A 25,836-nucleotide genomic window follows, 5' to 3' on the forward strand; every position below is an offset into this window, starting at 1 on the left:
TTCACTACAATGGCATATCTAAAAAATAAATTTTATACGAGCTGTTTGGATATTTTTATGTATAAACCAACCAAGAACTGGTGTCAGCCTGCTTTGCCTGCCTTATTTAAAATGACAATTTTAGGATCAGCGGTTATTGCTTTAGGCTTAACGGGCTGCTCTTCATCGTCCAGCGCAACTCAAGCATCGAAGTCAAAAATGGTTGGTTCATCAGGTCTGATGGGCGCAGACAGTTTGGATGGTTTGGAAGACTTGCTTTCTGCGACCGATATGCGTGCAGTAGAAGGCGACCGCCTGCTGGTGCTGAAACACGGTGATGTGTGGAAACGCATGACAGTGGGCTTTAAAATGGATTTAAATCATTGGGATCCGCGCATTGAAGCGCAGCGCGGCTGGTTTATTTCACGTCAGCCGTATATTGAGCGTCTGAGCGCCCGTGCATCTCGTTATTTATTTCATACGGTCAAAGAAGCGGAACGCCGCGGTCTGCCGACGGAATTGGCTTTGCTTCCTGTGATTGAAAGTTCGTATGACCCTGCAGCAACATCCAGCGCAGCCGCAGCTGGCTTATGGCAGTTTATTCCAAGCACAGGCCGTATTTATGGCTTAAAGCAAACCTCTCAATATGACGGCCGCCGCGATGTTGTTGAATCGACACGCGCTGCATATGAATTTTTAGGCAGTCTGTATAATCAGTTCGGTTCATGGGAGCTGGCGCTTGCGGCATATAACGCAGGCCCGGGACGTATTCAGCAGGCAATTAACCGTAACCGCGCTGCAGGCTTGCCGACAGATTATTGGTCTTTAAAACTGCCGCAAGAAACAATGAATTATGTGCCCCGTTTCTTGGCGGTAGCGCAAATTATTAAAAATCCAAATGCATATGGTGTCAGTTTGCCGCCAATTGCTAACCGTCCTCACTTTAGAGAAGTGATGGTTGGCGCTGCCAATTTAAATGATATTTCTTCGATTACAGGTTTAAGCCGTGCAGAGCTATATGCGCTGAACCCAGGTCACCGCACAGACTTTATTGATACTGCAAGCCCAATGAAGATTTTGATTCCAGCGGATATCAGCCCATCTGTAGATGAACGTCTGAAAAAAATGCAGTCTGCAAGCGGTTTATGGGCGTCGTCTAATTCAAACTTGCCTAAAAATAATGTGACGGTTTCGCCGTCTAAAGCTGCGCCGCCAGAAATGAACAGCAAGACGATTGCGCCGTCTAAAGTTACTCCGCCAGTTATTGCTGCAACGGTAAAAACACCAGTTCAAGCCGCTGAAAAGCCTGCAGTGACTGCTGCGGCATCTGCGCCAAGCCGTCCATTAAGCATGACGCCTAAAGGTTCTTCGGCCTTGGCTGCATTTGCATCGAATAGTGATATTCCAAGTGCGCCGCGTATTCCAGTCGCAGTAACGCCAACAACTCCTGTTGCCAGCAAAGTGACAGTTGAGCCGCCAGTCAGCGCGAAAGAGCGTGAGCAAATCATGACGGCTATTCAGGCAGAAGGCAAAACGCAAACTGTGGATGAAGTGCTGAAACCTGTAGCCAGCAAAGCTGAACAGGATGAGGTGGTTCAAGAGTTGAAAGCTTTAGCGCCAAGCGGTACTGAAATTGTTGATCCGTATGACGGTAAAATTAAATTGACTGCAATTCAGACCAGTTTGTCTGTAGCAGAACAGCAAGGCAAAGAGCTGACGAAGGGCTTTGCTTATCCGAAAAGCGTAGCGGAAAGCACAACTTCAGATTCAGAGGAAGCTAAGCGTAATCAAGGCAAAAACGTCATTCAAACAGACTCTGAAGTTGTAGTTGTCGCGCCGAAAGGAAAACGCAGCACTTATACAGTACAAGCGGGCGACACCTTAGCCGTGATTGCGATGAAAAATGGCGTGAACTGGCGTGACGTGGCGAAGTGGAACCAAATGGATGCTGAGTCGAAGCTGTATGTCGGCACGGCCATTTATTTATATGACGCAAAACCCGTTGTGCAAGAAGAGGTAAAAGCGAAGCAGCCAGAAAGCTATGTGGTGAAAGCCAATGACAGCTTAACTGGGGTTGCAAGTCAATTTGGCCTCACTGTAAAACAGCTGGCGGATTTAAATGGTTTAGAGACCAGCAGCGGTTTGTTGGTAGGTCAAAAGCTGAGCTTGAAAGAAACGCCCGCATCTAAGGCAAAACAACTGCAAGCCAAAGCTGATGCAGACGCTAAAAAAGCAGCGGCTGAAAAAACGGTCAAAGCAGCAACGAAAACATATACGGTTAAACGCGGCGAATACTTAAAGCTGATAGCAGACCGTTATGCATTGTCTAATCAGGAGCTGGCAGATTTAACAGCGGGCTTGAATGCAGGCAGCAGTTTGATGGTTGGTCAGAAGATTCAGGTGCCGTTAAATGAAGTGAATGATGCGCCTGCATCGCCGGCTAAATCAGAATTGAAAACAGATATTAAAGCAGCGCCTAGCTATAAAACAGAAAGCTACAGCGTACAGCGTGGCGATACGCTATATAGCGTTGCGAGCCAGTCTAAAATCAGTGTGTCTGAATTGGCGGATTTAAATAATATTTCTGCAAATACTGGCCTGCGTATTGGTCAAAGTTTGAAAGTGCCCGCTGTAAGTAAAGCGCCAGAACAGTATGTTGTGCAGCCGGGTGACAGCTTAACGGCAATAGCAAACCGTTTTGACATGAGTATTGATGATATTGCGAATTTGAATGGCATGAGCCGTACCGCGTCATTACGCGTAGGCCAGCGTTTGCAGCTGACAGGTGAGCCTGCAGCAGTAAAATCTGAAAGCCGTAATGAGGTTAAAGCGGATACCCGTGTCAGCAATGGTGAGCCATCAGATACGCATACTGTCCGTGCAGGTGAAACACTGTCTTCCATTGCGCAAAAATATAAACTTCAGATTGGCTATGTTGCTGACTTGAATGGCTTATCGCGCAGCAGCGCATTACGTGTAGGCCAGCGCTTAAAAATTGATGGCGATGTGCCGAAGGCTGAAGCGGAAAAAATGGTTAAATCTGCAGTATCAAGTTCGTACAGCGGCAATACAGAAAGCTATACTGTTAGTTCAGGCGAGTCTTTGCATGCAATTTCAAGCCGTTATGGTATGCCAGCTGCAGAGCTGGCGGCAATGAATAACTTAAGCGCCAAAGCTGGCTTACGTGTGGGGCAAAAAATTAATGTCCCTAAGTTAGTGACAGAGTACCGCATTAAGCGCGGCGATACCTTGATTGGCCTTGCCAGCCGTTACGGTGTAGAAAGAGACGCACTGGCTGAAATGAATAATTTGAAGCCTTCTGCACAGCTGCGGATTGGCGATGTGATTAGAGTGCCAAATTAATACTTAAAAATATAAATCACAAAGCAAGGGAGCCGCGTGAAAAGGATCTTTACTCAAGCCAAGCCAATGTGCTTGGCTTTCGGGGTGGCCGTTTATGCACAGGCGGGCTGGTCTGCTGTTCAGACCACACCATATATTGCTATTCATAGTGCGCCGCAGTACGCCCGCAGTGCTGTAATGCCCTATGCAAATGCTCAGGCGCCTAAAGGCGGTTATTTAAGTACAGCCAGCAATGGCACATTTGATAACTTAAATAGTATGAATGGCAAAGGCAGCGCTGCGGATGGGGTAAATTATTTATTTGACTCGTTGATGAGCAGCTCTTTAAATGAGCCGGGCGTGATGTATCCGCTCTTGGCTGAAAAAGCCACCTTTGATCCTCAAAAAACCTCTTTTGTGATCTTTCATTTGAACCCGAAAGCGAAATTCAGTGACGGTTCACCTGTGACAGCGGAAGATGTCAAATTCAGTTTTGACGCTTACCAGACCAAATCTAATCCGGGGCTGCAAATGTATCTGGCGGATTTGGCGAAAACGGAAGTGCTTTCCAAGCATCAAGTGAAAATGAGCTTTAAGTCGGACAACAATGCGGAAATGCCGCTGATTTTGTCACAGTTGCCAATCTATTCGAAAAAAGACTGGGCCAAAAAAGACTTTACCCGTGTGACCATGCAGCCGATCTTGGGATCAGGGCCTTATTTGCTAGACCGCATTGATGCGGGGCGCAGTCTCAGTTATAAACGCAATCCCAATTATTGGGGCAAAGATTTGCCCGTCAACAAAGGCCGCTATAACTTTGACCGCTTGAAATATGTGTATTACCGCAGTTTAGACATTGCCTTCGAGGGCTTTAAGTCTGGGCAATATACTCTGCATGAAGAATACACTGCGCGCAAATGGGTGACAGAATATAATTTCCCTGCGGTCAAAGCCGGTATGGTGGTGAAATACCGTTTTAAGCACAGTAATCCGATTGCTACGCAAAGTTTTGTCTTTAATACGCGCCGTAATCCATTTCAGGATATCCGTCTGCGTCAGGCGCTGACCTATGCCTATGATTTTGAATGGCAGAATAAAGCGCTGTTTTATGGGCAATATACCCGTTTGCAAAGTTATTTTGCCAACAGTGAATTGGAAGCCAAAGGCACGCCTTCCGCCGCAGAGCTGGCTGTGCTGAAACCGCTGCTGCCGAAATTGGATTCTGTGCAGCGTATAGGCGTATTGAAAAACTGGAAGTATCCGGTTTCCGATGCCAGCGGATTTAACCGCAATAACCTGCTGACGGCACGTCAGCTGCTGCTCAATGCGGGCTACAAATATAAAAATGGTCAGCTACTGGACAAAAAAGGCCAGCCGATTCAAATTGAATTTTTGATTCATCAGGAAGGTTTGCAGCGTACTTTGATGCCCTTTGTGCGCAATATGAAGCGTTTGGGCATACAGGTGAATATCCGTCAAGTGGATGTGCCGCAATACATCGAGCGTATGCGCAGCAAAGATTTTGATATGACCACCAGCGTGATGCCGCAATCCTTAAGTCCGGGCAATGAACAGGCACAGTTTTGGGGCAGCGCATCGGCGGATCAGCCCGGCAATTATAACTATGCCGGCATTAAAAATCCCGTAATTGATGCGGTGGTTGAGCAGGTGATTCGTGCGCCAGACCGGCAGGCTTTGGTCATTCGTACGCGCGCTTTAGACCGTTTGCTGCGGGCAGGCTATTATCAAATCCCGACCTATGGCAAGGGAGAAAACTGGCTGGCCTATTGGAATATGTATAAACAGCCAGCCGTGAAGCCGAAACTGTCTACCGGTATTGACTACTGGTGGAGCGATCCCGCACAAGCGCAGAAAGTCACCAGCTATTTGCGTAAGCAATAAGCCCAAAGCATAAGGATAATAATGATGGGCACCTATATTTTAAAACGTCTGCTGCTGATTATCCCCACACTGTTGGTGATTCTGCTGATTAACTTCATCGTTATTCAGATTGCACCGGGCGGGCCAGTGGAACAGGCGATTCAGCAGGCCGAAGCTTTTCAGGGCATGGGAACCGCGGGCGGCGGGGAAACTGCGCAAGGCGGCAGCAAGTATCAAGGCGCCAAAGGTCTCAGTGACGAGATGGTGCAAAAGATTGAAGCACAATATGGTTTTGATCAGCCGGCCCATATCCGTTTTTGGCACATGCTGAAAGGCTATGCCACTTTAGATTTTGGTACCAGTTTCTTTAAAGATAAGCCTGTAACTCAATTGCTTTGGGAAAAATTGCCAGTTTCGTTATCTTTGGGGTTATGGAGCACACTACTGATTTATTTGGTGTCGATTCCACTGGGCATCAAAAAAGCCCGTCAGCATGGTCTGCTGTTTGATAAAGCCACGTCGATGTTGCTCGCAGTGGGTTATGCCATTCCAGCCTTTGCTTTTGCCATTTTGCTGATTGTATTTTTTGCAGGTGGCTCCTATTTTCAGTGGTTTCCGCTGCAGGGTTTGGTGTCGGAAAATTTTGCTGAACTCAGTCTATGGGGCAAAATCACTGATTATTTCTGGCATATGACCTTACCGCTGTTGGCCATGGTGATTGGCGGCTTCGCAGGACTGACCTACTTAACCAAATATTCCTTTATGGAAGAGCTAAATAAGCAGTATGTACTGGCAGCACGCTCCAAAGGTTTAACCGAGTCGCGTGTGCTCTATGGTCATGTGTTCCGCAACGCCATGCTGATTGTCATTGCAGGTTTGCCTGAAGCATTAATTGGTATCTTCTTTGTGGGCAATTTATTTATTGAGATTATTTTCAATTTGGACGGCTTAGGTCTGTTGGGTTTTGAGGCCATTGTGCAGCGCGATTATCCAGTGATTTTTGGTACTTTATTTATTTTCACGCTGTTAGGGCTGATTCTGCGTTTAATTAGTGATGTGCTGTATCAGGTGATTGACCCGCGCATTAACTTTGAATCACGGGGAGCAAAATAATGTCCCCAATGATGCAGGCGCGGTTAAAGCGCTTTAAGCAAAATAAGCTCGGTTTTGGCTGTTTTATTATTTTTGCCGTGATTTTTGTGCTGTCGCTTGGTGCAGAACTGATTGCCAATGATAAGCCACTGCTAGTGAAATACGGCAGCAGCCTGTATGTGCCGGCATTTAAAAGCTACCCTGAAACTGCGTTTGGTGGTGTATTTGAAACTGAAGCCGATTATAAAGACCCTGCGGTGCAGCAGCTGATTGATAACAAAGGTTGGGCGCTGTGGCCGATCAATCATTTTTCTTATCAAACACCGAATTTGGAATTGGCCGTGCCGGTGCCGTCCGCGCCGACTGCGCAAAACTGGCTAGGCACCGATGATCAAGGCCGTGATGTTTTGGCGCGTATTTTATATGGTTTGCGGGTGTCATTGCTGTTTGGTTTTGCTTTGACGCTGGCTTCGGCGGTGCTTGGTATTATTGTCGGCGCAGTGCAGGGCTATTATGGCGGTTGGATTGACCTGATTGGACAGCGCATTTTAGAAGTTTGGGGTGGCCTGCCGATGCTGTTCATGGTGATGATTTTGGTCAGCATGTTTACCCCAAGCGTGTATTGGCTGTTTGTGATTATGCTGCTGTTTGGCTGGACAGCATTGGTGGGGCTAGTCCGTGCAGAATTTCTGCGCGCGCGGAATTTTGACTATGTACGCGCGGCGCGCAGTTTGGGTGTGTCGGATCGTGCGATTATTTTCCGGCATATTTTGCCCAATGCCATGAGTTCAAGTTTGTCACAGCTGCCGTTTATGCTGACCGCCAATATTACCGCTTTAACAGCTTTGGACTTTTTAGGTTATGGTTTACCGCCAGATGCGGCATCTTTGGGTGAGCTGCTGCTGCAGGGTAAAAATAACTTAAATGCGCCGTGGCTGGCGCTGTCAGGCTTTTTCACTTTGGCAATTGTGCTGTCATTGCTGATTTATATTGGGGAGGCGGCGCGTGATGCATTCGATCCAAGACGTCAATAACATGCCACAAAATACAGTGCAGCATTCAACCTTGTCAGTGAGTCAGCTGCATATTCAACATGAAGAACAGGCTTTGGTTCAGGCCTTGAGTTTTGATCTGCAGGCGGGTGAAACACTGGCGATTGTCGGTGAAAGCGGTTCTGGAAAATCCATCAGCAGTCTGGCGGTATTGGGGCTATTACCGAAAAATCTACAGGTCACAGGACAAGCGCTGCTGAACGGGCAAAACCTGCTGGCGATGAATCCCGCAGGATTGCGCCAAATCCGCGGTGAAAAAATTGCGATGATTTTTCAGGAGCCGATGACGGCGCTGAATCCGCTGCACCGTGTAGAAAAAATTATCGGTGAAAGCCTGCTGCTGCGCGGCTGGTCGAAGGCCAAAACCCGAGAACGAGTGATTCAGTTGCTGCAAGATGTCGGTATTCCTGAGCCTGAAGAAAAATTAAAGCGCTATCCGCATGAATTGTCTGGCGGTCAGCGCCAGCGGGTGATGATTGCGATGGCTTTGGCGCTGGACCCTGAGATTCTGATTGCCGATGAACCGACTACTGCATTGGATGTGACCTTGCAGGCACAGATTCTCAATCTGCTCAAGGAACTGCAGCAAAGCCGTAAGATGGCGATGATCTTGATCAGTCATGACTTGAATCTAGTGCGTAAATATGCCGATCAAGTGATTGTGATGCATAAAGGTGAGGCTGTTGAACAGGGCGGTGTACAGCAGATTTTTGCTGCGCCTGAGCAGGACTATACTCGGAATTTGCTGAATCATGATTTTGGTGAAGCGCTAAAGCTTGAAACTCAGCCTGTGCTGCTGCAGTTGGAAAATTTAGGCGTCAGATTTCCGATCAAGCAGGGTTTATTGAACCGTATTAAAGATTACTTTGTGGCGGTTGAGCCTTTGAGCATGGCGCTGCAGCAAGGTCAGTCTATCGGCATTGTGGGTGAAAGCGGTTCGGGTAAAAGCTCCTTGGCTTTGGCTGTTTCGCGTTTGATTGACAGTGAAGGCCAAATCCTGTTGCAAGGACAAGATTTGAATCAGTTGAATGAAAAGCAGCTGAGGCTTTTACGCAGTGATTTTCAAATCGTGTTTCAAGATCCGTTCAGCAGCTTAAACCCGCGTTTGAATGTCGAGCAAACTATTGGTGAAGGCTTGGCCTTAAAAAAACTTTCAGCGGCAGAAATCAGCGCGAAAATTGAGGCCGCTTTGCAGCAGGTGGAATTACCAGTCAGTTTTAAACAGCGCTATCCACATGAACTGTCAGGCGGTCAGCGTCAGCGTATTGCGTTAGCGCGGGCGTTGGTGCTGCAGCCGAAAGTATTGATTATGGATGAGCCGACTTCGGCATTGGACCGTACTACACAGCGTGCGATTGTAAAATTGCTGCGCCGTTTGCAGCAAGAAACGGGTATGAGCTATTTGTTCATCAGTCATGACTTGCAAGTGGTGAAAGCGCTATGCCAAAAAGTGCTGGTGCTGCGTCATGCGCAAGTGTTTGAATTTCAAGATACCGACCAGTTATTTGCACATCCGCAGGCGGAGTATACGCAGAAATTGATTGCTGCCAGCCAGTATTGATACTGGTTTTACCTAAAGTGACAATATAAATTGTCTAACTGCTATTGACGTGCAGATAAATGTCATTAGAGTAAAGATGTCAATTAAAAATAATGGATATAACAACATGAGCCATCTTGCCGAATCGATACAGATCCGCAGTACACAGTTTAAAAACCGCATTATTAAAGGCGCAATGAGCGAAGCGCTGGCCAATACGGCAGGACAGCCAAACCATCTGCATTTTGGTTTGTATGAGGCCTGGGCTAAGGGCGGTTTAGGCTGTGCAATTACCGGCAACGTGATGGTAGATTTGCGCGCTAAAAATGAACCGGGCGTGGTTGGGGTTGAATCTGAACGGGATTTAGCTTTACTCAAGCAATGGGCTGATGTCGGTAAAAAATACGGCATGGTGCAATTGGTGCAGCTGTCACATCCGGGGCGTCAGTGTCCGAAGGGCTTAAATAAAGAAACCGTCGCACCGTCAGCGGTTGCATTCAGCCCAATGCTAGCGACGACTTTTGGCACGCCGCGCGCACTGCGTGAAGAGGAAATTTTAGACATTATTCAGCGTTTTGCTACAGCAGCAGCGGTTTGTGAAAAAGCCGGATTTGAAGGCGTGCAGCTGCATGGTGCACATGGCTATCTCATCAGCCAGTTTTTGTCGCCACTGACCAATCAGCGTACCGACCAATGGGGCGGTTCAATTGAAAACCGTATGCGCTTCTTGCTTGAAGCCTATAAAGCTGTACGTGCAGCAACATCTGACAATTTTATTATTTCGGTAAAGCTCAATTCAGCCGATTTTCAGCGCGGCGGCATTACTGAAGAAGACGTGGTCACGGTATTTAAAGCCATTGATGCAGCGGGTATTGATTTGATTGAAGTGTCTGGCGGCACCTATGAAGCGCCAGCCATGGCTGGTGCAAAAGAAGAGAAACGCAAAGCTTCGACCATTGCCCGTGAAGCCTATTTCTTGGATTTTGCGGCAAAAATCCGTAAAGAAGTGAAATGTCATCTCATGGTGACAGGCGGTTTCCGTACCGTTGAAGGTATGAATGCAGCATTGGATAGTGGCGCTTGCGAATTTATCGGTATTGCACGTCCATTTGCGGTGGAACCCGCACTGGCAGACCGCTTAATTGCAGGTCAGGATGTACGTTATGGTGTCGACAAAATTAAAACTGGCATTCCGATGGTTGATAAAATGGCGATTATGGAAATTATTTGGTATGCAGCGCAATTTAAATCGATTGGCGAGGGCAAACAGCCAAATCCTAAACTGTCGCCATTAAAAGTGTTCTTTAATTATTTAAAAGGCAATTTAACCGCCGTGATTAAAGGCCGCGTGAATTCACGTAAATCGGCTTAACTGCATCATTTTTGCTTTTATTGGGTTATTTGCCAATAGCGCTGAAACTCTTGAGCAGACCATTGTCCTTTGGCGCACGCTTGCTGGAAGGCGGGTCTGCTCTCTATTTGCCTTAAATAACGGTTTAAAGCGTCATATTGTTGGAACTGAGGCGCAGCATATTGGCAGGCATAGAGCGGAAACCATAGCAGAAGATCAGCAGTACTGAAGTCATTGCCCGCGAGCCAAGGATGCAGCTGCAAATGCTGTTCAAGATGCTGCAGCTGGCGTTGCAGTTCAGGGTTTAGATAGGCTTTGTTAAATGCTGCTTTAAAAGCCAAACTGATAAAGCGAACAGGCCAAGGGGTATTTTGCACAATTTGGCTGAACACTTGTTTCAGCGCTAAATTAGGCATAAAGCTGGCATCTGCAAAGTTTTTGTATAAACAGTAATTGCTAAAATTTTTATGTTCAGGTGAAATTATTAGCCGCTGTTCTTTTTGGCAAAAATACTCTGCGATAGCGCTGCTTTCTGTCAGCTCAAAAGTAGACTTTGTATTGCTAATTTTTACTGTGGGATATTTTTGGGTGACTGCAGATTGTGCAGTATTAAGCTGCTGCTCAAAACAAAGTTCATAGGGAAGCTGTAATTCTTCAAAAAGCCAAATGATACGTTGTGAGCGTGAGTTGGTTTTATGAAAAAGCTGAAGCGTACTATTTTGCATGCAGTATTTTTTGAATAAATTTTATATTGCTGAATATAGCAGATGAAGTGTTTTTGATCTGCATCTATACGGCAAGTATTTTGAAAAGCATTGTATTTATAAAATGAGCAAACAATAAAAAAGCCCAAGTCATCATGCTTGGGCTTTTTTATAAGATGTTGCCATCCTGAATATGGCGTCCCTACGGGGATTCGAACCCCGGTTACCGCCGTGAAAGGGCGATGTCCTAGGCCTCTAGACGATAGGGACAGTACAGAAGTTATATTTTAAAACCGCTACTTTCTGTTAGAAGTAATGGCGTCCCTACGGGGATTCGAACCCCGGTTACCGCCGTGAAAGGGCGATGTCCTAGGCCTCTAGACGATAGGGACTTAATAAAATGTACTTCTGAAAATTGGCGTCCCTACGGGGATTCGAACCCCGGTTACCGCCGTGAAAGGGCGATGTCCTAGGCCTCTAGACGATAGGGACGTTTCAGAGGTGGGCGTATAATAGGGTGAAAATAGGGGGGTGTCAAACGCATTTCTAAAATAAAATCATAAAATTTTAACAACTGGATAATTTGTGCGCGTAATTTTTAGATATGCGGAAATAATAGGCGAAATTTACCGTTTTTCTAAGGCGGATAAGATTTCGTGGATAACATCTGGATGCTGCAGATAGCCCATAATTTCATGGGGCTGTGCTGCAAAGGTTTGAATTTGGCGGTTAATGATCGCGGGCTGAAAGTTAAATGGCGGCTCGGAGAGCGGGAAAGCTGTTAAAAAATCATCAGATGAATAGAAGTTGATCCAATTGCCTGAAATACCGGCAGGCCTGCGGATCGGATGCTGAATTTTGTCTTGAATGACACGGAATACCAGCGGTGAACCAAGCGTGATCAGGTCCTGAATGGCAAATTCGGGATGTGCATACAGCAGATTGTAGGCGATGATCGTTCCAAGCGAATGTGCAACCACAATGTGCGGTTCATGACGGTCTAAAGTCTGTAAAATCCGCGCATGCACTTCTTGGGTAAAACATTCGTTGGATAAATACAGATAGGTTTCAATTAAAAAGCGGTGAATCAGTGCATCATGTAATTTAGGAAAATGATTGAGCAGAATAGACAATTCTTTAAAGATCATGTCTTTGCTGAGTGCAGTAAATAAGGCTAATTTTTCAGAAAAGGGCAGCGTTTGAGCAGCGCTGTCATGCAGCAGGAAAGGGATGAAGTCCTGATCATGCATTTTGCCTGTTAAATGCGGGTGCAAATGTAAAGGGAAATGCTGTGCAAAACTTTTTGGCAGCAGCGTATTTAAGTCCAAAGTATTGGCTAAGCGGTGTTTTTGCAATAAATCGCCATAAAAAGCAAAGCGGATATTTAACTCTTGAGCGCGAAGTGTGCTCTGAGCATTATTTAGCCCCTGCTGGAAAATGTGCAGCCAGTGCTGTTCTAATGTTTTGGCTGTGTATTGCTGCTGGTTCATGCCATGTATAAATAATATTTTCATCTAGCGCCAATCTGAGATGAACATAAATTAGTTATACATAAAAAAGAGCAGCCTAAGCTGCTCTAATTTGCTGCTAAATTGTCATTTGACTTCTTTAGCGTATAACTGCTGATTAAGACTTGTTGTGATAAAACGTATAGTAGCTGGCATAACAGGCAGCAATAAATGCTAAACAGCCAAAGAAGCTGATACGCATAGATGGGTCAAAGACCATACTCATACAAGTAATAAAGCAAAAGATGAAACCTAAAATAGGTACGATTGGAAAGAGCGGAGCGGCAAAGCCTAATTCTGCTTTGGTGTGGCCATCTTTATACCATTGACGGCGGAAGTTGAATTGACTTAAGCAGATGCTCATCCAAACTACAACCATAGTAAAGGCAGCAATTCCAAGCAAGTTGGTGAAAATCGTTTCAGGCGCAAATTGCTCAGAAAGCAAACCCGGCATACCGCCAATCATTGTGACGATAACAGCAACATAAGGAATGCCGCGTGAATTTAATTTTGCGAAAACGGCAGGCAATTGCTTATTGTAAGACAGTGACCACATCATGCGTGATGCGGCAAATAAACCAGAGTTTGCAGCCGAAAGTAATGCTGTGATAATCACGAAACGAATTACATCTTCAGCATATGGAATGCCAATGTGCTGGAATACTGCCACAAAAGGTGAGCTGCTGACACCGTCACCGCCGATACCTGCTTCTTGATGCGGCAATAGGCAAGTGACAACGATAATTGTACCGACAAAGAAAATTAATAAGCGGAAAATTGCGGTATTAATTGCTTTGGGAACATTTTTTGCAGGATCTTTGGTTTCACCGGCAGCCACACCAATCAGTTCTGTGCCAGAGAATGCAAAGTTTACAATCAGCATGGTGGCAAAGATGGGGAATAAGCCTTCTGGAAACCAGCCTTGTGCCGTGAGATTGCTGAATAGCGGCGCAGTTTCTTGGCCTTGGTAGCTGATGACGCCAAAAATAGCCAATAAGCCAAGCAAAATAAATGCAACAACAGTAATGACTTTAACTAAAGCAAGCCAAAACTCTGATTCTGCAAACCATTTGGTGGAAATCATATTTAAGCTAAATACAAAAGCGCCAAAGATCAGCGTCCACATCCACATAGAGCTGTCTGGGAACCATTCCTGCATGAGTAATGCAGCGGCAGTAAATTCGGTCCCTAAAGTCACTGACCATGTCAGCCAATACAGCCAAGTGATAGTGTAGCCAGTGCCTGGGCCAATATAGCGCTTTGCATAAGCGCCGAATGAACCGGATTCTGGCATATGTACTGCAAGTTCACCAAGGCAGAGCATGACCATATAAGCAATGATACCGCCAAGGAAATAAGAAATAATGGCACCTACAGGCCCCGTTTGTGCAATGACTTCACCCGACCCTAAAAATAGGCCTGTACCGATTGCGCCGCCAAGCGAAATCATAACCAGATGTCGAGTACTCATAGCGCGTTTTAAAGGCGCAGAATTGCCCTGATGCGAAGCATCATTCGGAGATGAGTGCATAGGATGAATAAAAAAATAGGGATGAAGCAGGGTATTGTAGAGAAAAACAGAAAATCTGCAATTGAATTATGAATAAGATAATTTTTATTTATGAATCACATGAGTGATATATGGCGTCCCTACGGGGATTCGAACCCCGGTTACCGCCGTGAAAGGGCGATGTCCTAGGCCTCTAGACGATAGGGACGTTGCGAGGTGATGGCTATATTAGGGATTTTTAAAAAAGCTGTCAAATAAGAATAGCAATTTTTTTTAATTTATTGAATTGGTTGATTAAAAAATGAAAGGTTTCGCGCGGTTTAAGTGTTTTAAAGCGCAAAGCGCAGTATTTTGACTGCGCTTTGCAATGCATAAAGCTAAGGCTTAATTTTTATTGTGATATAACCAATAGTAACTGACGTAACAGGCAGCCATAAATAATAAGCAACCGATAAAACCTGAGAGCATTTCAGGGTCGGCAGCCATACTGAGGCCTGTTGCAGTACAGCAAATGAAGCCTGCAATTGGAACAAATGGGAACCATGGTGTGCGGAATTTAAGTTTAGCAGCGGTATGGCCTTGTTTGAGCCATTGGCGGCGGAAGTTAAATTGACTCCAGCAAATGCTCATCCAAACAATGACCATGGTGAATGCTGCTACGCCCATCAGGTTTTTGAAAATCACATCTGCACCGAATTGCTCTGAGAGCAAGCCGGGTAAGCCGCCAATCATCGTGACCCAAATGGCAACAACAGGAACTCCTGCTTTATTGACTTTAGAAAAGATGCGGGGCAGCTGTTTTTGAGCAGAAAGCGCCCACATCATACGTGATGCTGCATATAAACCAGAGTTTGCAGTAGAGAGCAATGCGGTAATAATCACAAAGCGGATAATGTCTTCTGCATAAGGAATACCCATCAGGTTAAAAACAGAAACAAAGGGGCTGCTGCTTAAACCGCCATGGCCGCCTACATTTAAGCCTGCATCGCTATAGCTTAAGAGTGAACTAATGACAATGATTGTTCCCACAAAGAAAATCATAAGACGCCAAACGGCAGCATGAATGGCTTTGGGAACATTTTTTTCTGGATTTTCAGTTTCACCTGCAGCAATACCGATCATTTCTGTACCATTGAAAGCAAAGTTTACGATGAGCAGCGTTGCAAAGAGAGGGAATAGGCCATTTGGCAGCCAGCCATGTTCAGTTAGGTTGCTAAATAATGGTGCAGAGCTATAGCCTTGAAATGGAATAAAGCCGAAAATACAGGCAAAACCTAAAAAGATGAAAACGAGTACGGTTGCGACTTTAATAAATGACAGCCAAAACTCAGATTCTGCAAATGTGCGGGTAGAGCTCAAATTTGAAATTAATACCCCAGCTGCAAAAATAAGTGTCCATAACCAAACAGAGGTATGCGGAAACCACTCCTGGGCAAGGATTGCTGCTGCAGTAAATTCAGTGCCTAAAGTGGCGGACCAGCCAAGCCAATACATCCATGACACCATGTAGCCAGTGCCGGGGCCAATATAATTGCTGGCAAATGCGCCAAAAGATCCTGAAACAGGTAAATGAACGGCAAGTTCACCTAAGCAGAGCATGACCATATAGGCAATCAGGCCGCCAATGATATAGGCCATAACAGCGCCCAAAGGGCCAGCCTGTGAAATCACTTCGCCAGAGCCCATAAATAAGCCTGTACCGATTGCGCCGCCCAGAGACAGCATAATTAAATGCCGTGTGGTCATTGAGCGTTTTAACGATTGAGTCTGTTCGCCCGCCTGATTTGGCGGTGAAGACGGAGTAGGAGATTGCATGTGAGGAAAAGAGGTGTACCTAAACTATTATTTTATGATTATATGGCTTAAATAGATCTTATACATTGTTATTTCAAATTAAAAAATTATCTCTATTTGCAAAATAGATGCATTTGCAGCAGATTGTCTGCTGCAAATTTGATCTTATTGATGCTGATCTTGAGGGTGGGAGGCTTCTGGCTGGGCTGGTGTTTGAGCGGGCTGTTCAGCATTGGAAACAATATATAGGTAGAGTGCTGCTGGAAATAAAATAAGCAGAACCAATAAAATTTTCTTAAGCATTTTTACTGCAATCTATAAATGAACTGCATAAATTATAATTTAAATTGGCAGGTGTGTAAGCGGTTTAGTTGGATTTGCGGGAAGACTGTTTTATTTGCAGCGGCTTGTTTGAAGCAGTGAGATGGGTTCAGGTTGTGTAAAGTCTGCTTTTTTGATGGCTTAGCCCATAAATTAAGAGCGCTAAGCGCCCTTAATTTATTTTCATACTTAAAATTTAAAGGTTACATCAGCAATGAATTGGCGGCCGATTTCAGGGCTGGATGTTCCATTGGTTGCGGTAATTGTATTGTTTTTATTGGTAAGGTTATTAATCGTTAGGCCTAAAACCCCTTCATATTGTTTAGCAATTGGAAGTTTATAGGCGGTTCTGATATCCCAGCTGAATGCGCTTTTATTTTCAAAAGGTACATAGGTGTCATAGGCATTGCCGCTTTCATCTTTATAGCTGTCTTTATGCAAATAGCTAATTTTTTTCATCACATCATATGTACTTTTATAACTTAAAAAATTACTGATTTGGAGCGGGAAGTTGTTGAAGCCAATATTCCACGTTGCACGAACAGTCCACGGAATATTGTAATTGCTTGAAGGAACATCTTCAGCATCAATCAATTTTCCGTCATACATGGCTTGTGCAGTCCCATTAATGATACTTGCAGCATAGGTTTCAAAGTTGCGTGCCGATTGGGAATAGTCTGCAGCAAGGCTGAAGTAATGCTGTGAGTTTTTGAATTGTAAAGCTTCAATATTTTTAATGTTAAAGGTGTAAATATCCGAGGCTGAGCGGCCTGAATTATCATAGCTCTTGGTGTTTTGACTTATATTGCCTGTGATTTCAGAATTTTTTTCTAAGATGGTCTGTTTAAGCTGATCCTTATTATTGCGGTTTACCCATTTAAGGCCCCAGTTTAGATTTTGATATTCACCATTCAATCCCAAAACAATTTCATCTGAATGCGGTGTTTTTAAATCGGAGCGGTAGGTTGCTGTTGGGCCTGCATAGGTTTGATCTTCAGTCCAATTATTTGTCCAAAGGCCAGCAGAATCTTTTTGACGATTTTCACGAATTTGATATTGATCAACACGGTCAAGGAGTTCATTGGAAAATGAGTTCAGTCCATAATAACGGTTCCAGCCAGTAAGAATATGTAAACGTTGATCGCCAAAGGGGCGGTAACTAAAACTGCTGCGAGGCGCTAGATTCATATCTTTAGTGAGAGAATCATAATCTGCCCGTAAACCTAGGGTTGTGCTTAGGTAATTATTAAATTGAACATTGTCTTCTGCAAAAAGGTGGACACGGTCTTGCGATACATCAATTTCATGCGCCAGATAGGTCATCCGCTGCCCGAAAGTATTGTTTTTTGTGCTTGAGTCATTACAGGCAATTAGTTCTTCTGTTCCATTTACACAGCTTGTAGTGTCCGTACGTGAGCTGTAAACGTAAGTATTATTCGCGCGCTCAGAGCTGGCATTATAATGTCCGTAGCCAGCGCCTATTTTAAAATTGTGCAGACCAAATACTGTTGTTATTGGCTTAAATAACGTTTTTATTGAATACTCAATTTTTTCTTCTTGTTGTTTTAAATCACCTAAATGACCTTGCTGCTGTAAACCGTTGAGTGTTGACCAGTCTTTTGCTGCTGATTTTGCCCAGTTATAGCTATGCAGCGCTGCATTTCTTTCTGCTGTTTGGTTTTGGTAGTTGAGTTGTTGGGTGAGCTGAAATTGGTCGAAGTGATTGTCAAGCTGTGTGTATATGCTTTGACTATCTGAGCGGTGCGTTGATTCTGAGTCTTTAATATTTGCTTTGAAGTATTTACCGTCATTTTCAAAAAATTGAGTGCCAATTTTTAATGCTGTTTTGTCATTTGGGGTATAAAAAAGCTCTAGGCCTGCATTGCTTGCAGTGCGGTTTTGTTCAAAAGCTGTTGGGTCTTTGAGTGTTGTTTTTAAGGGAATATCTGAATTGCGGAAAGAGCCAAACGCATTAAAGCCTAACTGTTCTGACAGATTGCCGTAGATATTGGCACTAATTCCTTGTTTTGTAAAAAAAGGCTGGTTCGATTCGGTAGTTGATTCTTCAAAATTTGATTGTTCTTCAGGGCTGGAAAAGTTTATTTTTGACCAATGATCAGAAGTGTAATCATAGCTGATGCTGCCGTGAATTTTTCCGACAGCTGTGGCGGGTTTACATGTTTCTGCGCTGACCACACCGCCAGTAAATTCGCCGTATTCGGCACGGACATTGCTATCTAATACGGTGATGCTGCAAAGTAGATCTGTATTTACTGCAACAGTTTGTGAGCTGCCCATTAAACTGTTTGGATCGTTCGATTCTTTTGCGCCAATAGGGTTGATATTGTTATTGATGCTCATGCCATTGATTAATATTTTATTTTCATAAGGCTGAGAACCATTGATACTGATATCACTTGCGCTGAGTTCACCTTGGTTTAATCCGCTGCGTACACTGTGATCAAACTGCACATTTGGATTAACTTTTAAAAAGTCAGTGATATTTTTCGAGCTGTTCGGTGTTTTTTCTAAGTCTTCTTTGCTATAGGTTGTTTGGCCAATTGCATCCGTTTTTTTTGCTTCGACGACAATCGTATTAAATGTGACTTCAACTTGCGTGTTTTCATTTTCTGCAAATGCAAATACAGGGAATAGGGCAGCGCAGATAGAAAGCGAAAGTTTTGATTGTACGAATTGCATAGCAGTGAACTTAAGTGATAAAACAAGCGCGAACGATTATCATTAACTTAAATAAAATAATCAATAGTAATGAGAATTATTTTCAATAAAAAATTCAACAGAATTAATGAGCTGAGTTGTATAAGTAGATTTTAAATAGGGGGAGAAGATATTGGCGTCCCTACGGGGATTCGAACCCCGGTTACCGCCGTGAAAGGGCGATGTCCTAGGCCTCTAGACGATAGGGACGTTTAGAAGATGGCGGTATCTTATTGATCCGCCACCAAAGTGTCAAGCAAGTGTGGGCCGAGTTTGTTCAAAATATAGCAAAACAGTTCAGCAGTTTTTTGAGTGTCGTAAAGAGCGGAGTGCGCTTCTTTGCCGTCAAATTCAATGCCAGCCTGAATGCAGGATTTGGCGAGTACCGTTTGACCAAACATTACAGCGCTTAAAGTCACGGTGTCGAATACAGAAAAACTATGAAACGGATTTTGATTTTTTGTACCTGTACGCGCAATGGCTGCTTGTACAAAACCTAAGTCAAAATGCGCATTGTGGCCAACTAAAACAGCATGAGTGCAATTTTGTTTGCGGCGAACGTCATTGACCGATTTAAAAATGCGTTTAATCGCCGTTTTTTCATCTTCAGCCATTGCGATACGCATTGGGTTAGATGGGTCAATGCCAATAAAATCCAGTGAGCGGCGGTCTAGGTTTGCACCTTCAAATGGATTGATATGTGCATGGTAAGCTTCACCCGGCACAAATTTACCTTCTGCATCATACACAATAGGTATGGCTGCAATTTCCAGTAATGCATCAGTCTGTGCATTAAAGCCTGCTGTCTCAACATCGACAACAACAGGCAAAAATCCACGGAAACGCTGACCAATTACTGGTAGAGTTTCATCAGTCACACTTTTCTCCATTGGATGGTCTTACCCGCATATAACGGAATAATTTTTTCGCCATCCAAATAGTCAAAACTTTCAGGGATCACTTGATCTTCTTTTACCAGAGTAATGGTATTGCTATTGCGCGGCAGGCCATAAAAGTCTGCGCCGAAGTGGCTGGCAAAACCTTCTAAGCGCTCAATTTTACCGGCTTGATCAAATGCTTGAGCATAAAGCTCGATTGCGGTAGGCGCACTATAGCATCCTGCGCATCCGCATGCATTTTCTTTAGCATTTTTTGAGTGCGGCGCGCTGTCTGTACCCAAGAAAAACTTAGGATTGCCGCTGGTGGCAACTTCAAGCAGTGTTTGCTGATGCGTTTGGCGCTTTAAAATAGGCAAGCAGTAAAAATGCGGTTTTACGCCGCCTACCAGCATGTCATTACGGTTAAACAGCAAATGCTGCGGTGTAATAGTAGCTGCGACATTACGGTCCTGTTCAAGCACAAAGTTGGCAGCTTCACTTGTGGTAATGTGTTCAAGCACCAATTTCAGCTTAGGGAACTGTTTTAATAGCGGCGAAAGCACTTCATCTAAAAAGCGTTTTTCACGGTCAAAAATATCGACATGATTATGTGTAACTTCACCATGCAGCAATAATGGAACCTGATGTTCTTCCAGCTGCTCAATGACACTGTACACTTTGCGGATATCACTTACACCGCTGTCTGAGTTTGTTGTAGCGCCAGCTGGATACAGCTTGATGGCATTTACAAATTCAGAATCTTTGATTTTTTTTACTTCACTGGCTTCAGTGTTGTCTGTGAAGTAAAGCACCATGCGCGGGTCAAAGTTCATGCCTTCTGGAACATGAGCCATAATGCGCTCACGGTAGGCATTCGCTTCTTCTACAGTCTTCACTGGCGGTACAAGGTTCGGCATACAAATAGCGCGTGCAAATTGCTTTGCTAGGTCTGGTACAGTGCGCTGTAAAGCTAAACCATCACGCAGGTGAGCGTGCCAATCATCTGGCTGTAGAATCGTAATCGTATTCAAGGCGAATTCAAACTTAGAAATAAAACAGATGATAATGCAAAAAGTGTGAAAATGGTAACGGGAATTAAAGACAAATGGAGTGATATTTATAAATAAATTGTCAAAACTATGTTATTTTTAAGCGAATAAAAAAACAACATAAATGCTTGGAAATGGAATACAAGTATAAACTTGCAAAGTTGCAATATGACAAAGAGAAAATTGAAGAGCTTATTGCGCAGCAAAGCAGCCGTGTAGGGCAGGTGTTCCCTAAAAAAATGGAAGAGGTATTCTGGCAAAAAAATTTAGAGCGTTCTCGTAAGCATATAGAAAAAAACTTGTGGTCTGGCGTACTGGTTTATTTCCTTTTTATTTTGGTCATGATTCCAACCGATTATTGGATTATCGATAAAAATTTTTTTAAGCAAGATTTTATACAATGCGTACTTGGGCTGACCAATGGGGCTTTTACCCTGATGCTGATTTATTTTGCAGCCTCGCTGCCAAAGCTTAAGCCCTATTTTGTATTTACTGCTTCCGCTATATTTTTCTGGGCAATTGTGTCTATGTCATGGCTGACACTGACCATTCAAACAGAGGATCTGAAGCATCAAGCTTTAGTGATTATCTGCATTATTGATATTTTGGGTTTTATGCTGATAGGGCTGAAGCCTTTTCATATGCTGACAGTGAGTATGCTGGCTTCATTCAGTGCGATTGTATTGCTGGTTTTTACTGTAGATATGAACCCGCTGCTGCTTGGGCGTGTTTTGCTGGGCGGCTGTTTTTTAGGCTTTGTAATCAGCCATATGGGGTCTGCCCGTGAGCGGATGATTTATCTTTACACATCGCGTGCAAAAATCAGTGAGCAAATCCACCGTATTCATAATTCAGAGCTGCTGCATTTAAGTCAGCATGATGCGCTGACGAATATTTCAAACCGGCGAACCTTTGATGAAACATTAACGGATTATTTTAATATTTCTAAGCGTGAGGAATCTCCGCTGGCGGTACTTTTTATCGATGTCGATCATTTTAAAAATTTTAATGATTTCTATGGGCATCAAAAGGGTGATGATGTGATTTCATCCATTGCGGAAAGTATTAAAAATGCGATTCGCCATATGGACTTTGTGGCGCGTTATGGCGGTGAAGAATTTGTGGTGCTGCTGCCAGAAACAAATGCGCATGGGGCATATGCAGTTGCATCAAATATTTATAAGGCGATTGACCGTTTAGGAATTCCGCATGAAAAATCGTTGGTTTCTAACCATATTACTATCAGTTTAGGTATTACGGTGTACCGCGGGGAAGAGATGACGCAGGATGAGCTGCTGTGCATTGCAGATCAGGCGCTCTACCGGGCAAAACAGCTAGGCCGAAACCAAATTTATTATCAGTCTATCCGTTCTGAGGCCGCATCTTTGTGATAATGGCGGCGCGAAGGTATGTGTACATCAAAAATTATGAAATAAAAAACCGCTCAATTGAGCGGTTTTTTAACTTAAGCAAAAACTTAGTTTTTGTCTTTCAGCTGTGGAACTGCAGAACCAGCACCTACAGAAAGCAGGCCAGAGTTAGTGTAAATGCCTAACTTAGCGCGGGTATCTGTAATGTCTAGGTTGCGCATAGTCAATTGGCCAATACGGTCCATAGGAGAGAACATTGAATCACCTTTTTCCATCGTCAAGCGTTCAGCTTCGTAGGTTAGGTTTTCAGATTCAGTGTTCATGATTGTGTAATCATTACCGCGGCGGAGTTCTAAAGTTACTGTACCTGTTACAGCTTTAGCAACCCAGCGCTGCGCAGTTTCACGAAGCATAAGCGCTTGAGAGTCGAACCAGCGGCCTTGGTAAAGCAGACGGCCTAAACGTAAACCGTTGATGCGGTATTGTTCGATTGTATCTTCGTTATGAATACCAGTCACAAGACGCTCGTAAGCGATGTGAAGAAGCGCCATGCCTGGAGCTTCGTAGATACCGCGAGACTTTGCTTCAATAATACGGTTTTCGATTTGATCCGACATGCCTAGACCGTGACGGCCGCCAATACGGTTCGCTTCAAGAATGAATTCAACCGGATCTTCGATACGCTGACCGTTGATTGCAACTGGGAAACCTTCTTCAAAAGTAATAGATACTTCTTCAGGTGCGATTTCAACGTCGTCTTTCCAGAATGCCACGCCCATGATTGGATCAACAATTTTGATGCCGGCATTAAGGTATTCAAGATCTTTAGCTTCGTGAGTTGCACCAAGCATGTTTGAGTCAGTTGAATACGCTTTTTCTTTTGACATTTTGTAGTCAAAGCCATTGTCGATCAGGAACTGTGACATTTCTGCACGGCCGCCTAGCTCGTCAATAAACGTTTGGTCTAACCAAGGCTTATAAATTTTAAGCGCTGGGTTGGTTAAAAGGCCGTAGCGGTAGAAGCGCTCAATATCATTGCCTTTATAAGTAGAGCCGTCACCCCAAATGTTAACGTCATCTTCTTTCATTGCTGTAACAAGCATTGTACCTGTTACTGCGCGGCCTAGCGGCGTCGTGTTGAAGTATGGAACACCGCCAGTAGAGATATGGAATGCGCCGCATTGAATCGCTGCAATACCTTCTAATGCAAGCTGCAAACGGCAGTCGATTAAACGTGCTTTTACTGCGCCGTAAGCTTCAGCTTTACGCGGAATCGCATCATAGTCATCTTCATCAGGCTGGCCTAAGTTTGCTGTATAAGCATAAGGCTCCGCGCCTTTTTGTTTCATCCACAAAAGCGCAGCTGAGGTATCTAGACCACCAGAGAAGGCAATACCAACTTTTTTGCCAACTGGGACATTCTGCAAGATAGTTGCATTATCAGTCATTGTTAATCCTAACGATATAAATATAGGCACCGAGAATGGGTGGCCTGAAAGAATACATATATGTGCGTGATTGTAGCACTTTTCTGTACGGTTTTTCTAAAAAATCATTATATACAGGCAATGCCGCGGAAAATAATTGCAGATGAAATCTATTGCGGAGTTTTGCATGCAGATTTTGCTCTTAGAAAATGAAGTTGGCTCAAAGGACAATGCAATTTAAATGCAATGTGCTTAAATATAGCAATGGTCATACCAATATTTTTTGTGTTTTTTATTTTAGTCTTTTGTTAATTGTTAAAACCGACTTTGATGGTAATATGCCATTAGACTAAAGTATATTTGTATCGATTTATATATAATTAATAAATATAAAACAGGTGTTTAAGCGATGTAAAATTGTGTTTTTAAATTAAAAGCTATATTTTTGCATGATTTATTGGTCGGACCAAAAATAATAAAAGCTTGAAATTTTGACCTAAAATAAATCAAAATCACTGTGTATTTTAGCAATGATGTTCGTTTTTATAACTTTTATGTTTATATTGGTCACACCAATATTAAGGGTTATGGATCTAAATTGCTCAACAATTAAATCTTAGTAAGCATTTCAAGGAGATGACAATGCTTCAATGGCAGCAAATATATGACCCAATGGGGAATATATGGATATCAAGTTTAATTGCGCTTATTCCGATTATCTTTTTTTTCTTGGCGCTTGCAGTATTTCGTTTAAAAGGCAGTGTGGCAGGTACAATCACCGTTGTACTTGCACTTCTGGTCTCCTTATTTGCCTATAAGATGCCTGCGATGATGGCATTTGCATCGATGGTTTATGGCTTCCTTTACGGCTTATGGCCGATTGCGTGGATCATTATTGGCGCTGTATTCCTGTATAAAATTTCAGTGAAGACAGGCCAGTTCGACATCATTCGTTCTTCTATTCTCTCAATTACTGAAGATCAGCGTTTACAAATGCTGCTGGTAGGCTTTGCTTTCGGTACCTTCTTAGAGGGTGCAGCAGGTTTTGGTGCGCCTGTGGCAATTACCGCTGCATTATTAGTTGGTTTGGGTTTTAAACCTTTATATGCAGCAGGTTTGTGCCTAATCGTAAACACTGCGCCAGTGGCTTTTGGTGCGATGGGTATTCCAATTATTGTTGCTGGGCAAGTCTCTGGTGTCGATACGATGGAAATCAGCCAAATGGTGGGCCGTCAGCTGCCATTTATGGTGCCAATCGTGCTGTTCTGGATTATGGCAATTATGGACGGCTGGCGCGGTGTGAAAGAAACATGGCCAGCAGTTGTGGTGGGCGCAAGCAGCTTTGCAATTGCGCAATACTTAACTTCTAATTTTGTCGGTCCAGAATTACCTGATATTACAGCGGCAATTGCCTCTCTAGTTTCTTTAACAATTTTGTTTAAATACTGGCAGCCAAAGCACATTTTCCGTTTTGCAGATCAAGACGCAACGATGAGTGAAGATGTGGCTGCACAAAAACAGCAAAAATACACTGTAGGGCAAATTGCAAAAGCATGGTCTCCATTCGCGATTTTAACTGTGATGGTGACGATCTGGAGTGTGAAACCGTTTAAGGATTTATTCGCCAAAGACGGTGCATTGCATGACTGGGTGATTTCAATCAAAGTGCCATTTTTGCATCAAATGATTCAAAAAATGCCGCCAGTGGTTGCTGAAATTAAAGACTATGATGCGATTTACAAGTTTGATTGGATCTCAGCAACCGGGACAGCAATCTTTCTTGCAGCATTGATCACCATTGCTTATTTGAAGATGAAACCGAAAGATGCTGTGGTGACTTTTGGTGAAACGCTGAATGAGCTGAAAGTTCCAATTTATTCGATTGGTATGGTGCTGTCTTTTGCTTTTATTGCGAACTACTCGGGCATGTCTTCGACTTTGGCTTTGGCCCTTGCGCATACGGGTCAAGCTTTTACGTTCTTCTCGCCTTTCTTGGGTTGGTTGGGTGTATTCCTCACGGGTTCAGATACCTCTGCCAATGCATTGTTTTCAGCGCTTCAAGCCACTACGGCTCAGCAAATTGGCGTACCGGAAGTTTTACTGGTGGCAGCCAATACCAGCGGCGGTGTGACCGGTAAGATGATTTCACCTCAATCGATTGCGATTGCCTGTGCGGCGGTAGGACTGGTTGGTAAAGAGTCGGATTTATTCCGTTTTACCTTAAAACACAGTATAACGTTCACAATTATGATGGGTATTATGATTACTCTACAAGCCTATGTGTTCCCATGGATGATTCCATAACACCAATTGTGTATTA

Annotated in this window: 17 protein-coding genes and 5 tRNA genes; 8 read left to right on the forward strand and 14 right to left on the reverse strand. The window is 43.9% G+C overall.

From position 1 onward, the window contains the following. Positions 1 to 57 precede the first annotated feature (57 nt). The 6 genes from D7V32_RS11550 to D7V32_RS11575 all read left to right on the forward strand — a co-directional run bounded on the left by D7V32_RS11550 (position 58) and on the right by D7V32_RS11575 (position 10,258). The gene (locus D7V32_RS11550) at positions 58 to 3,342 is read left to right on the forward strand and encodes a LysM peptidoglycan-binding domain-containing protein (protein WP_120403016.1); all 3,285 of its coding nucleotides are present in this window, start codon (positions 58 to 60) and stop codon (positions 3,340 to 3,342) included. Between the two features lie 66 nt (positions 3,343 to 3,408). Then, positions 3,409 to 5,223, forward strand: a complete 1,815-nt coding sequence (locus D7V32_RS11555) for an extracellular solute-binding protein (RefSeq protein ID WP_120403017.1) — start codon at positions 3,409 to 3,411, stop codon at positions 5,221 to 5,223. A 24-nt stretch (positions 5,224 to 5,247) separates the two neighbouring features. After that, the gene (locus D7V32_RS11560) at positions 5,248 to 6,315 is read left to right on the forward strand and encodes a microcin C ABC transporter permease YejB (protein WP_120403018.1); all 1,068 of its coding nucleotides are present in this window, start codon (positions 5,248 to 5,250) and stop codon (positions 6,313 to 6,315) included. Then, positions 6,315 to 7,328 (forward strand): ABC transporter permease, encoded by a 1,014-nt coding sequence (locus D7V32_RS11565; RefSeq protein ID WP_120403019.1) that lies wholly within the window; start codon positions 6,315 to 6,317, stop codon positions 7,326 to 7,328. The genes D7V32_RS11560 and D7V32_RS11565 overlap by 1 nt, the downstream gene beginning before the upstream one ends. Further along, a complete protein-coding gene (locus D7V32_RS11570) occupies positions 7,303 to 8,907 on the forward strand; it encodes an ABC transporter ATP-binding protein (protein ID WP_120403020.1) in 1,605 nt (534 codons plus the stop codon). Before D7V32_RS11565 ends, D7V32_RS11570 begins: the two co-directional genes overlap by 26 nt. Positions 8,908 to 9,013: 106 nt before the next feature. Further along, positions 9,014 to 10,258 (forward strand): NADH:flavin oxidoreductase/NADH oxidase family protein, encoded by a 1,245-nt coding sequence (locus D7V32_RS11575; RefSeq protein WP_120403021.1) that lies wholly within the window; start codon positions 9,014 to 9,016, stop codon positions 10,256 to 10,258. 17 nt (positions 10,259 to 10,275) lie between these two features. Here the strand turns inward: D7V32_RS11575 and D7V32_RS11580 are convergent, their stop codons facing one another. The 13 genes from D7V32_RS11580 to pyrC all read right to left on the reverse strand — a co-directional run bounded on the left by D7V32_RS11580 (position 10,276) and on the right by pyrC (position 20,701). Next, positions 10,276 to 10,962 (reverse strand): glutathione S-transferase family protein, encoded by a 687-nt coding sequence (locus D7V32_RS11580; protein WP_120403022.1) that lies wholly within the window; start codon positions 10,960 to 10,962, stop codon positions 10,276 to 10,278. Positions 10,963 to 11,135: 173 nt separating this feature from the next. Beyond that, positions 11,136 to 11,211, reverse strand: a tRNA-Glu gene (locus tag D7V32_RS11585). A gap of 46 nt (positions 11,212 to 11,257) precedes the next feature. Beyond that, a tRNA-Glu gene (locus D7V32_RS11590) sits at positions 11,258 to 11,333 on the reverse strand. A 24-nt stretch (positions 11,334 to 11,357) separates the two neighbouring features. After that, positions 11,358 to 11,433 (reverse strand) — tRNA-Glu (locus D7V32_RS11595). A gap of 134 nt (positions 11,434 to 11,567) precedes the next feature. Beyond that, on the reverse strand, positions 11,568 to 12,455 hold the full coding sequence (locus tag D7V32_RS11600) for a hypothetical protein (protein ID WP_120403023.1): 888 nt from the start codon (positions 12,453 to 12,455) through the stop codon (positions 11,568 to 11,570). Positions 12,456 to 12,567: 112 nt separating this feature from the next. Further along, entirely contained in the window at positions 12,568 to 13,980 is a 1,413-nt protein-coding gene (locus D7V32_RS11605; protein WP_120403024.1) for an amino acid permease, read from the reverse strand. Between the two features lie 111 nt (positions 13,981 to 14,091). Continuing rightward, positions 14,092 to 14,167: transfer RNA gene (locus D7V32_RS11610), tRNA-Glu, on the reverse strand. Between the two features lie 176 nt (positions 14,168 to 14,343). Beyond that, on the reverse strand, positions 14,344 to 15,774 hold the full coding sequence (locus D7V32_RS11615) for an amino acid permease (protein WP_120403025.1): 1,431 nt from the start codon (positions 15,772 to 15,774) through the stop codon (positions 14,344 to 14,346). 144 nt (positions 15,775 to 15,918) lie between these two features. Beyond that, positions 15,919 to 16,056 carry a hypothetical protein gene (locus tag D7V32_RS17325; protein ID WP_171407649.1) on the reverse strand — a complete coding sequence of 46 codons (138 nt, stop codon included), beginning with the start codon at positions 16,054 to 16,056 and terminating at the stop codon, positions 15,919 to 15,921. Between the two features lie 207 nt (positions 16,057 to 16,263). Continuing rightward, positions 16,264 to 18,774: a TonB-dependent receptor plug domain-containing protein gene (locus D7V32_RS11620; protein ID WP_120403026.1), complete on the reverse strand. Its 2,511-nt coding sequence runs from the start codon at positions 18,772 to 18,774 to the stop codon at positions 16,264 to 16,266. A gap of 152 nt (positions 18,775 to 18,926) precedes the next feature. Then, positions 18,927 to 19,002 (reverse strand) — tRNA-Glu (locus D7V32_RS11625). Positions 19,003 to 19,022: 20 nt separating this feature from the next. After that, positions 19,023 to 19,682, reverse strand: coding sequence for a ribonuclease T (rnt, locus tag D7V32_RS11630; RefSeq protein ID WP_120403027.1), 660 nt, complete (start codon positions 19,680 to 19,682; stop codon positions 19,023 to 19,025). After that, the gene (pyrC, locus tag D7V32_RS11635; RefSeq protein ID WP_120403028.1) at positions 19,667 to 20,701 is read right to left on the reverse strand and encodes a dihydroorotase; all 1,035 of its coding nucleotides are present in this window, start codon (positions 20,699 to 20,701) and stop codon (positions 19,667 to 19,669) included. The genes rnt and pyrC overlap by 16 nt, the downstream gene beginning before the upstream one ends. Positions 20,702 to 20,853: 152 nt before the next feature. Here pyrC and D7V32_RS11640 point away from each other — a divergent pair, with 152 nt between their 5' ends. Continuing rightward, entirely contained in the window at positions 20,854 to 22,110 is a 1,257-nt protein-coding gene (locus D7V32_RS11640) for a GGDEF domain-containing protein (RefSeq protein ID WP_120403029.1), read from the forward strand. Positions 22,111 to 22,196: 86 nt separating this feature from the next. Here D7V32_RS11640 and argG read toward each other — a convergent pair whose 3' ends face one another. Next, the gene (gene argG, locus D7V32_RS11645) at positions 22,197 to 23,537 is read right to left on the reverse strand and encodes an argininosuccinate synthase (protein WP_120403030.1); all 1,341 of its coding nucleotides are present in this window, start codon (positions 23,535 to 23,537) and stop codon (positions 22,197 to 22,199) included. Between the two features lie 615 nt (positions 23,538 to 24,152). Between argG and lldP the strand changes: the two genes are divergently transcribed. After that, positions 24,153 to 25,820, forward strand: a complete 1,668-nt coding sequence (lldP, locus tag D7V32_RS11650) for an L-lactate permease (RefSeq protein WP_171407650.1) — start codon at positions 24,153 to 24,155, stop codon at positions 25,818 to 25,820. Positions 25,821 to 25,836: the final 16 nt, after the last annotated feature.

It is taken from the genome of Acinetobacter tianfuensis (genome assembly GCF_003611465.1).
GTDB lineage: Bacteria > Pseudomonadota > Gammaproteobacteria > Pseudomonadales > Moraxellaceae > Acinetobacter > Acinetobacter tianfuensis.

What these genes read in the sequence shown, in the direction of transcription:
- D7V32_RS11555 (WP_120403017.1), top strand. Translation starts at nt 3,409, where the DNA reads ATGTGCTTGGCTTTCGGGGTGGCCGTTTATGCACAGGCGGGCTGGTCT.
- D7V32_RS11640 (WP_120403029.1), top strand. Translation starts at nt 20,854, where the DNA reads ATGGAATACAAGTATAAACTTGCAAAGTTGCAATATGACAAAGAGAAA.
- D7V32_RS11580 (WP_120403022.1), bottom strand. Translation starts at nt 10,962, where the DNA reads ATGCAAAATAGTACGCTTCAGCTTTTTCATAAAACCAACTCACGCTCA.
- rnt (WP_120403027.1), bottom strand. Translation starts at nt 19,682, where the DNA reads ATGGAGAAAAGTGTGACTGATGAAACTCTACCAGTAATTGGTCAGCGT.
- D7V32_RS11575 (WP_120403021.1), top strand. Translation starts at nt 9,014, where the DNA reads ATGAGCCATCTTGCCGAATCGATACAGATCCGCAGTACACAGTTTAAA.
- D7V32_RS11605 (WP_120403024.1), bottom strand. Translation starts at nt 13,980, where the DNA reads ATGCACTCATCTCCGAATGATGCTTCGCATCAGGGCAATTCTGCGCCT.
- D7V32_RS17325 (WP_171407649.1), bottom strand. Translation starts at nt 16,056, where the DNA reads ATGCTTAAGAAAATTTTATTGGTTCTGCTTATTTTATTTCCAGCAGCA.
- D7V32_RS11550 (WP_120403016.1), top strand. Translation starts at nt 58, where the DNA reads ATGTATAAACCAACCAAGAACTGGTGTCAGCCTGCTTTGCCTGCCTTA.
- argG (WP_120403030.1), bottom strand. Translation starts at nt 23,537, where the DNA reads ATGACTGATAATGCAACTATCTTGCAGAATGTCCCAGTTGGCAAAAAA.
- D7V32_RS11565 (WP_120403019.1), top strand. Translation starts at nt 6,315, where the DNA reads ATGTCCCCAATGATGCAGGCGCGGTTAAAGCGCTTTAAGCAAAATAAG.
- D7V32_RS11615 (WP_120403025.1), bottom strand. Translation starts at nt 15,774, where the DNA reads ATGCAATCTCCTACTCCGTCTTCACCGCCAAATCAGGCGGGCGAACAG.
- D7V32_RS11600 (WP_120403023.1), bottom strand. Translation starts at nt 12,455, where the DNA reads ATGAAAATATTATTTATACATGGCATGAACCAGCAGCAATACACAGCC.
- D7V32_RS11560 (WP_120403018.1), top strand. Translation starts at nt 5,248, where the DNA reads ATGGGCACCTATATTTTAAAACGTCTGCTGCTGATTATCCCCACACTG.
- lldP (WP_171407650.1), top strand. Translation starts at nt 24,153, where the DNA reads ATGACAATGCTTCAATGGCAGCAAATATATGACCCAATGGGGAATATA.
- D7V32_RS11570 (WP_120403020.1), top strand. Translation starts at nt 7,303, where the DNA reads ATGCATTCGATCCAAGACGTCAATAACATGCCACAAAATACAGTGCAG.
- D7V32_RS11620 (WP_120403026.1), bottom strand. Translation starts at nt 18,774, where the DNA reads ATGCAATTCGTACAATCAAAACTTTCGCTTTCTATCTGCGCTGCCCTA.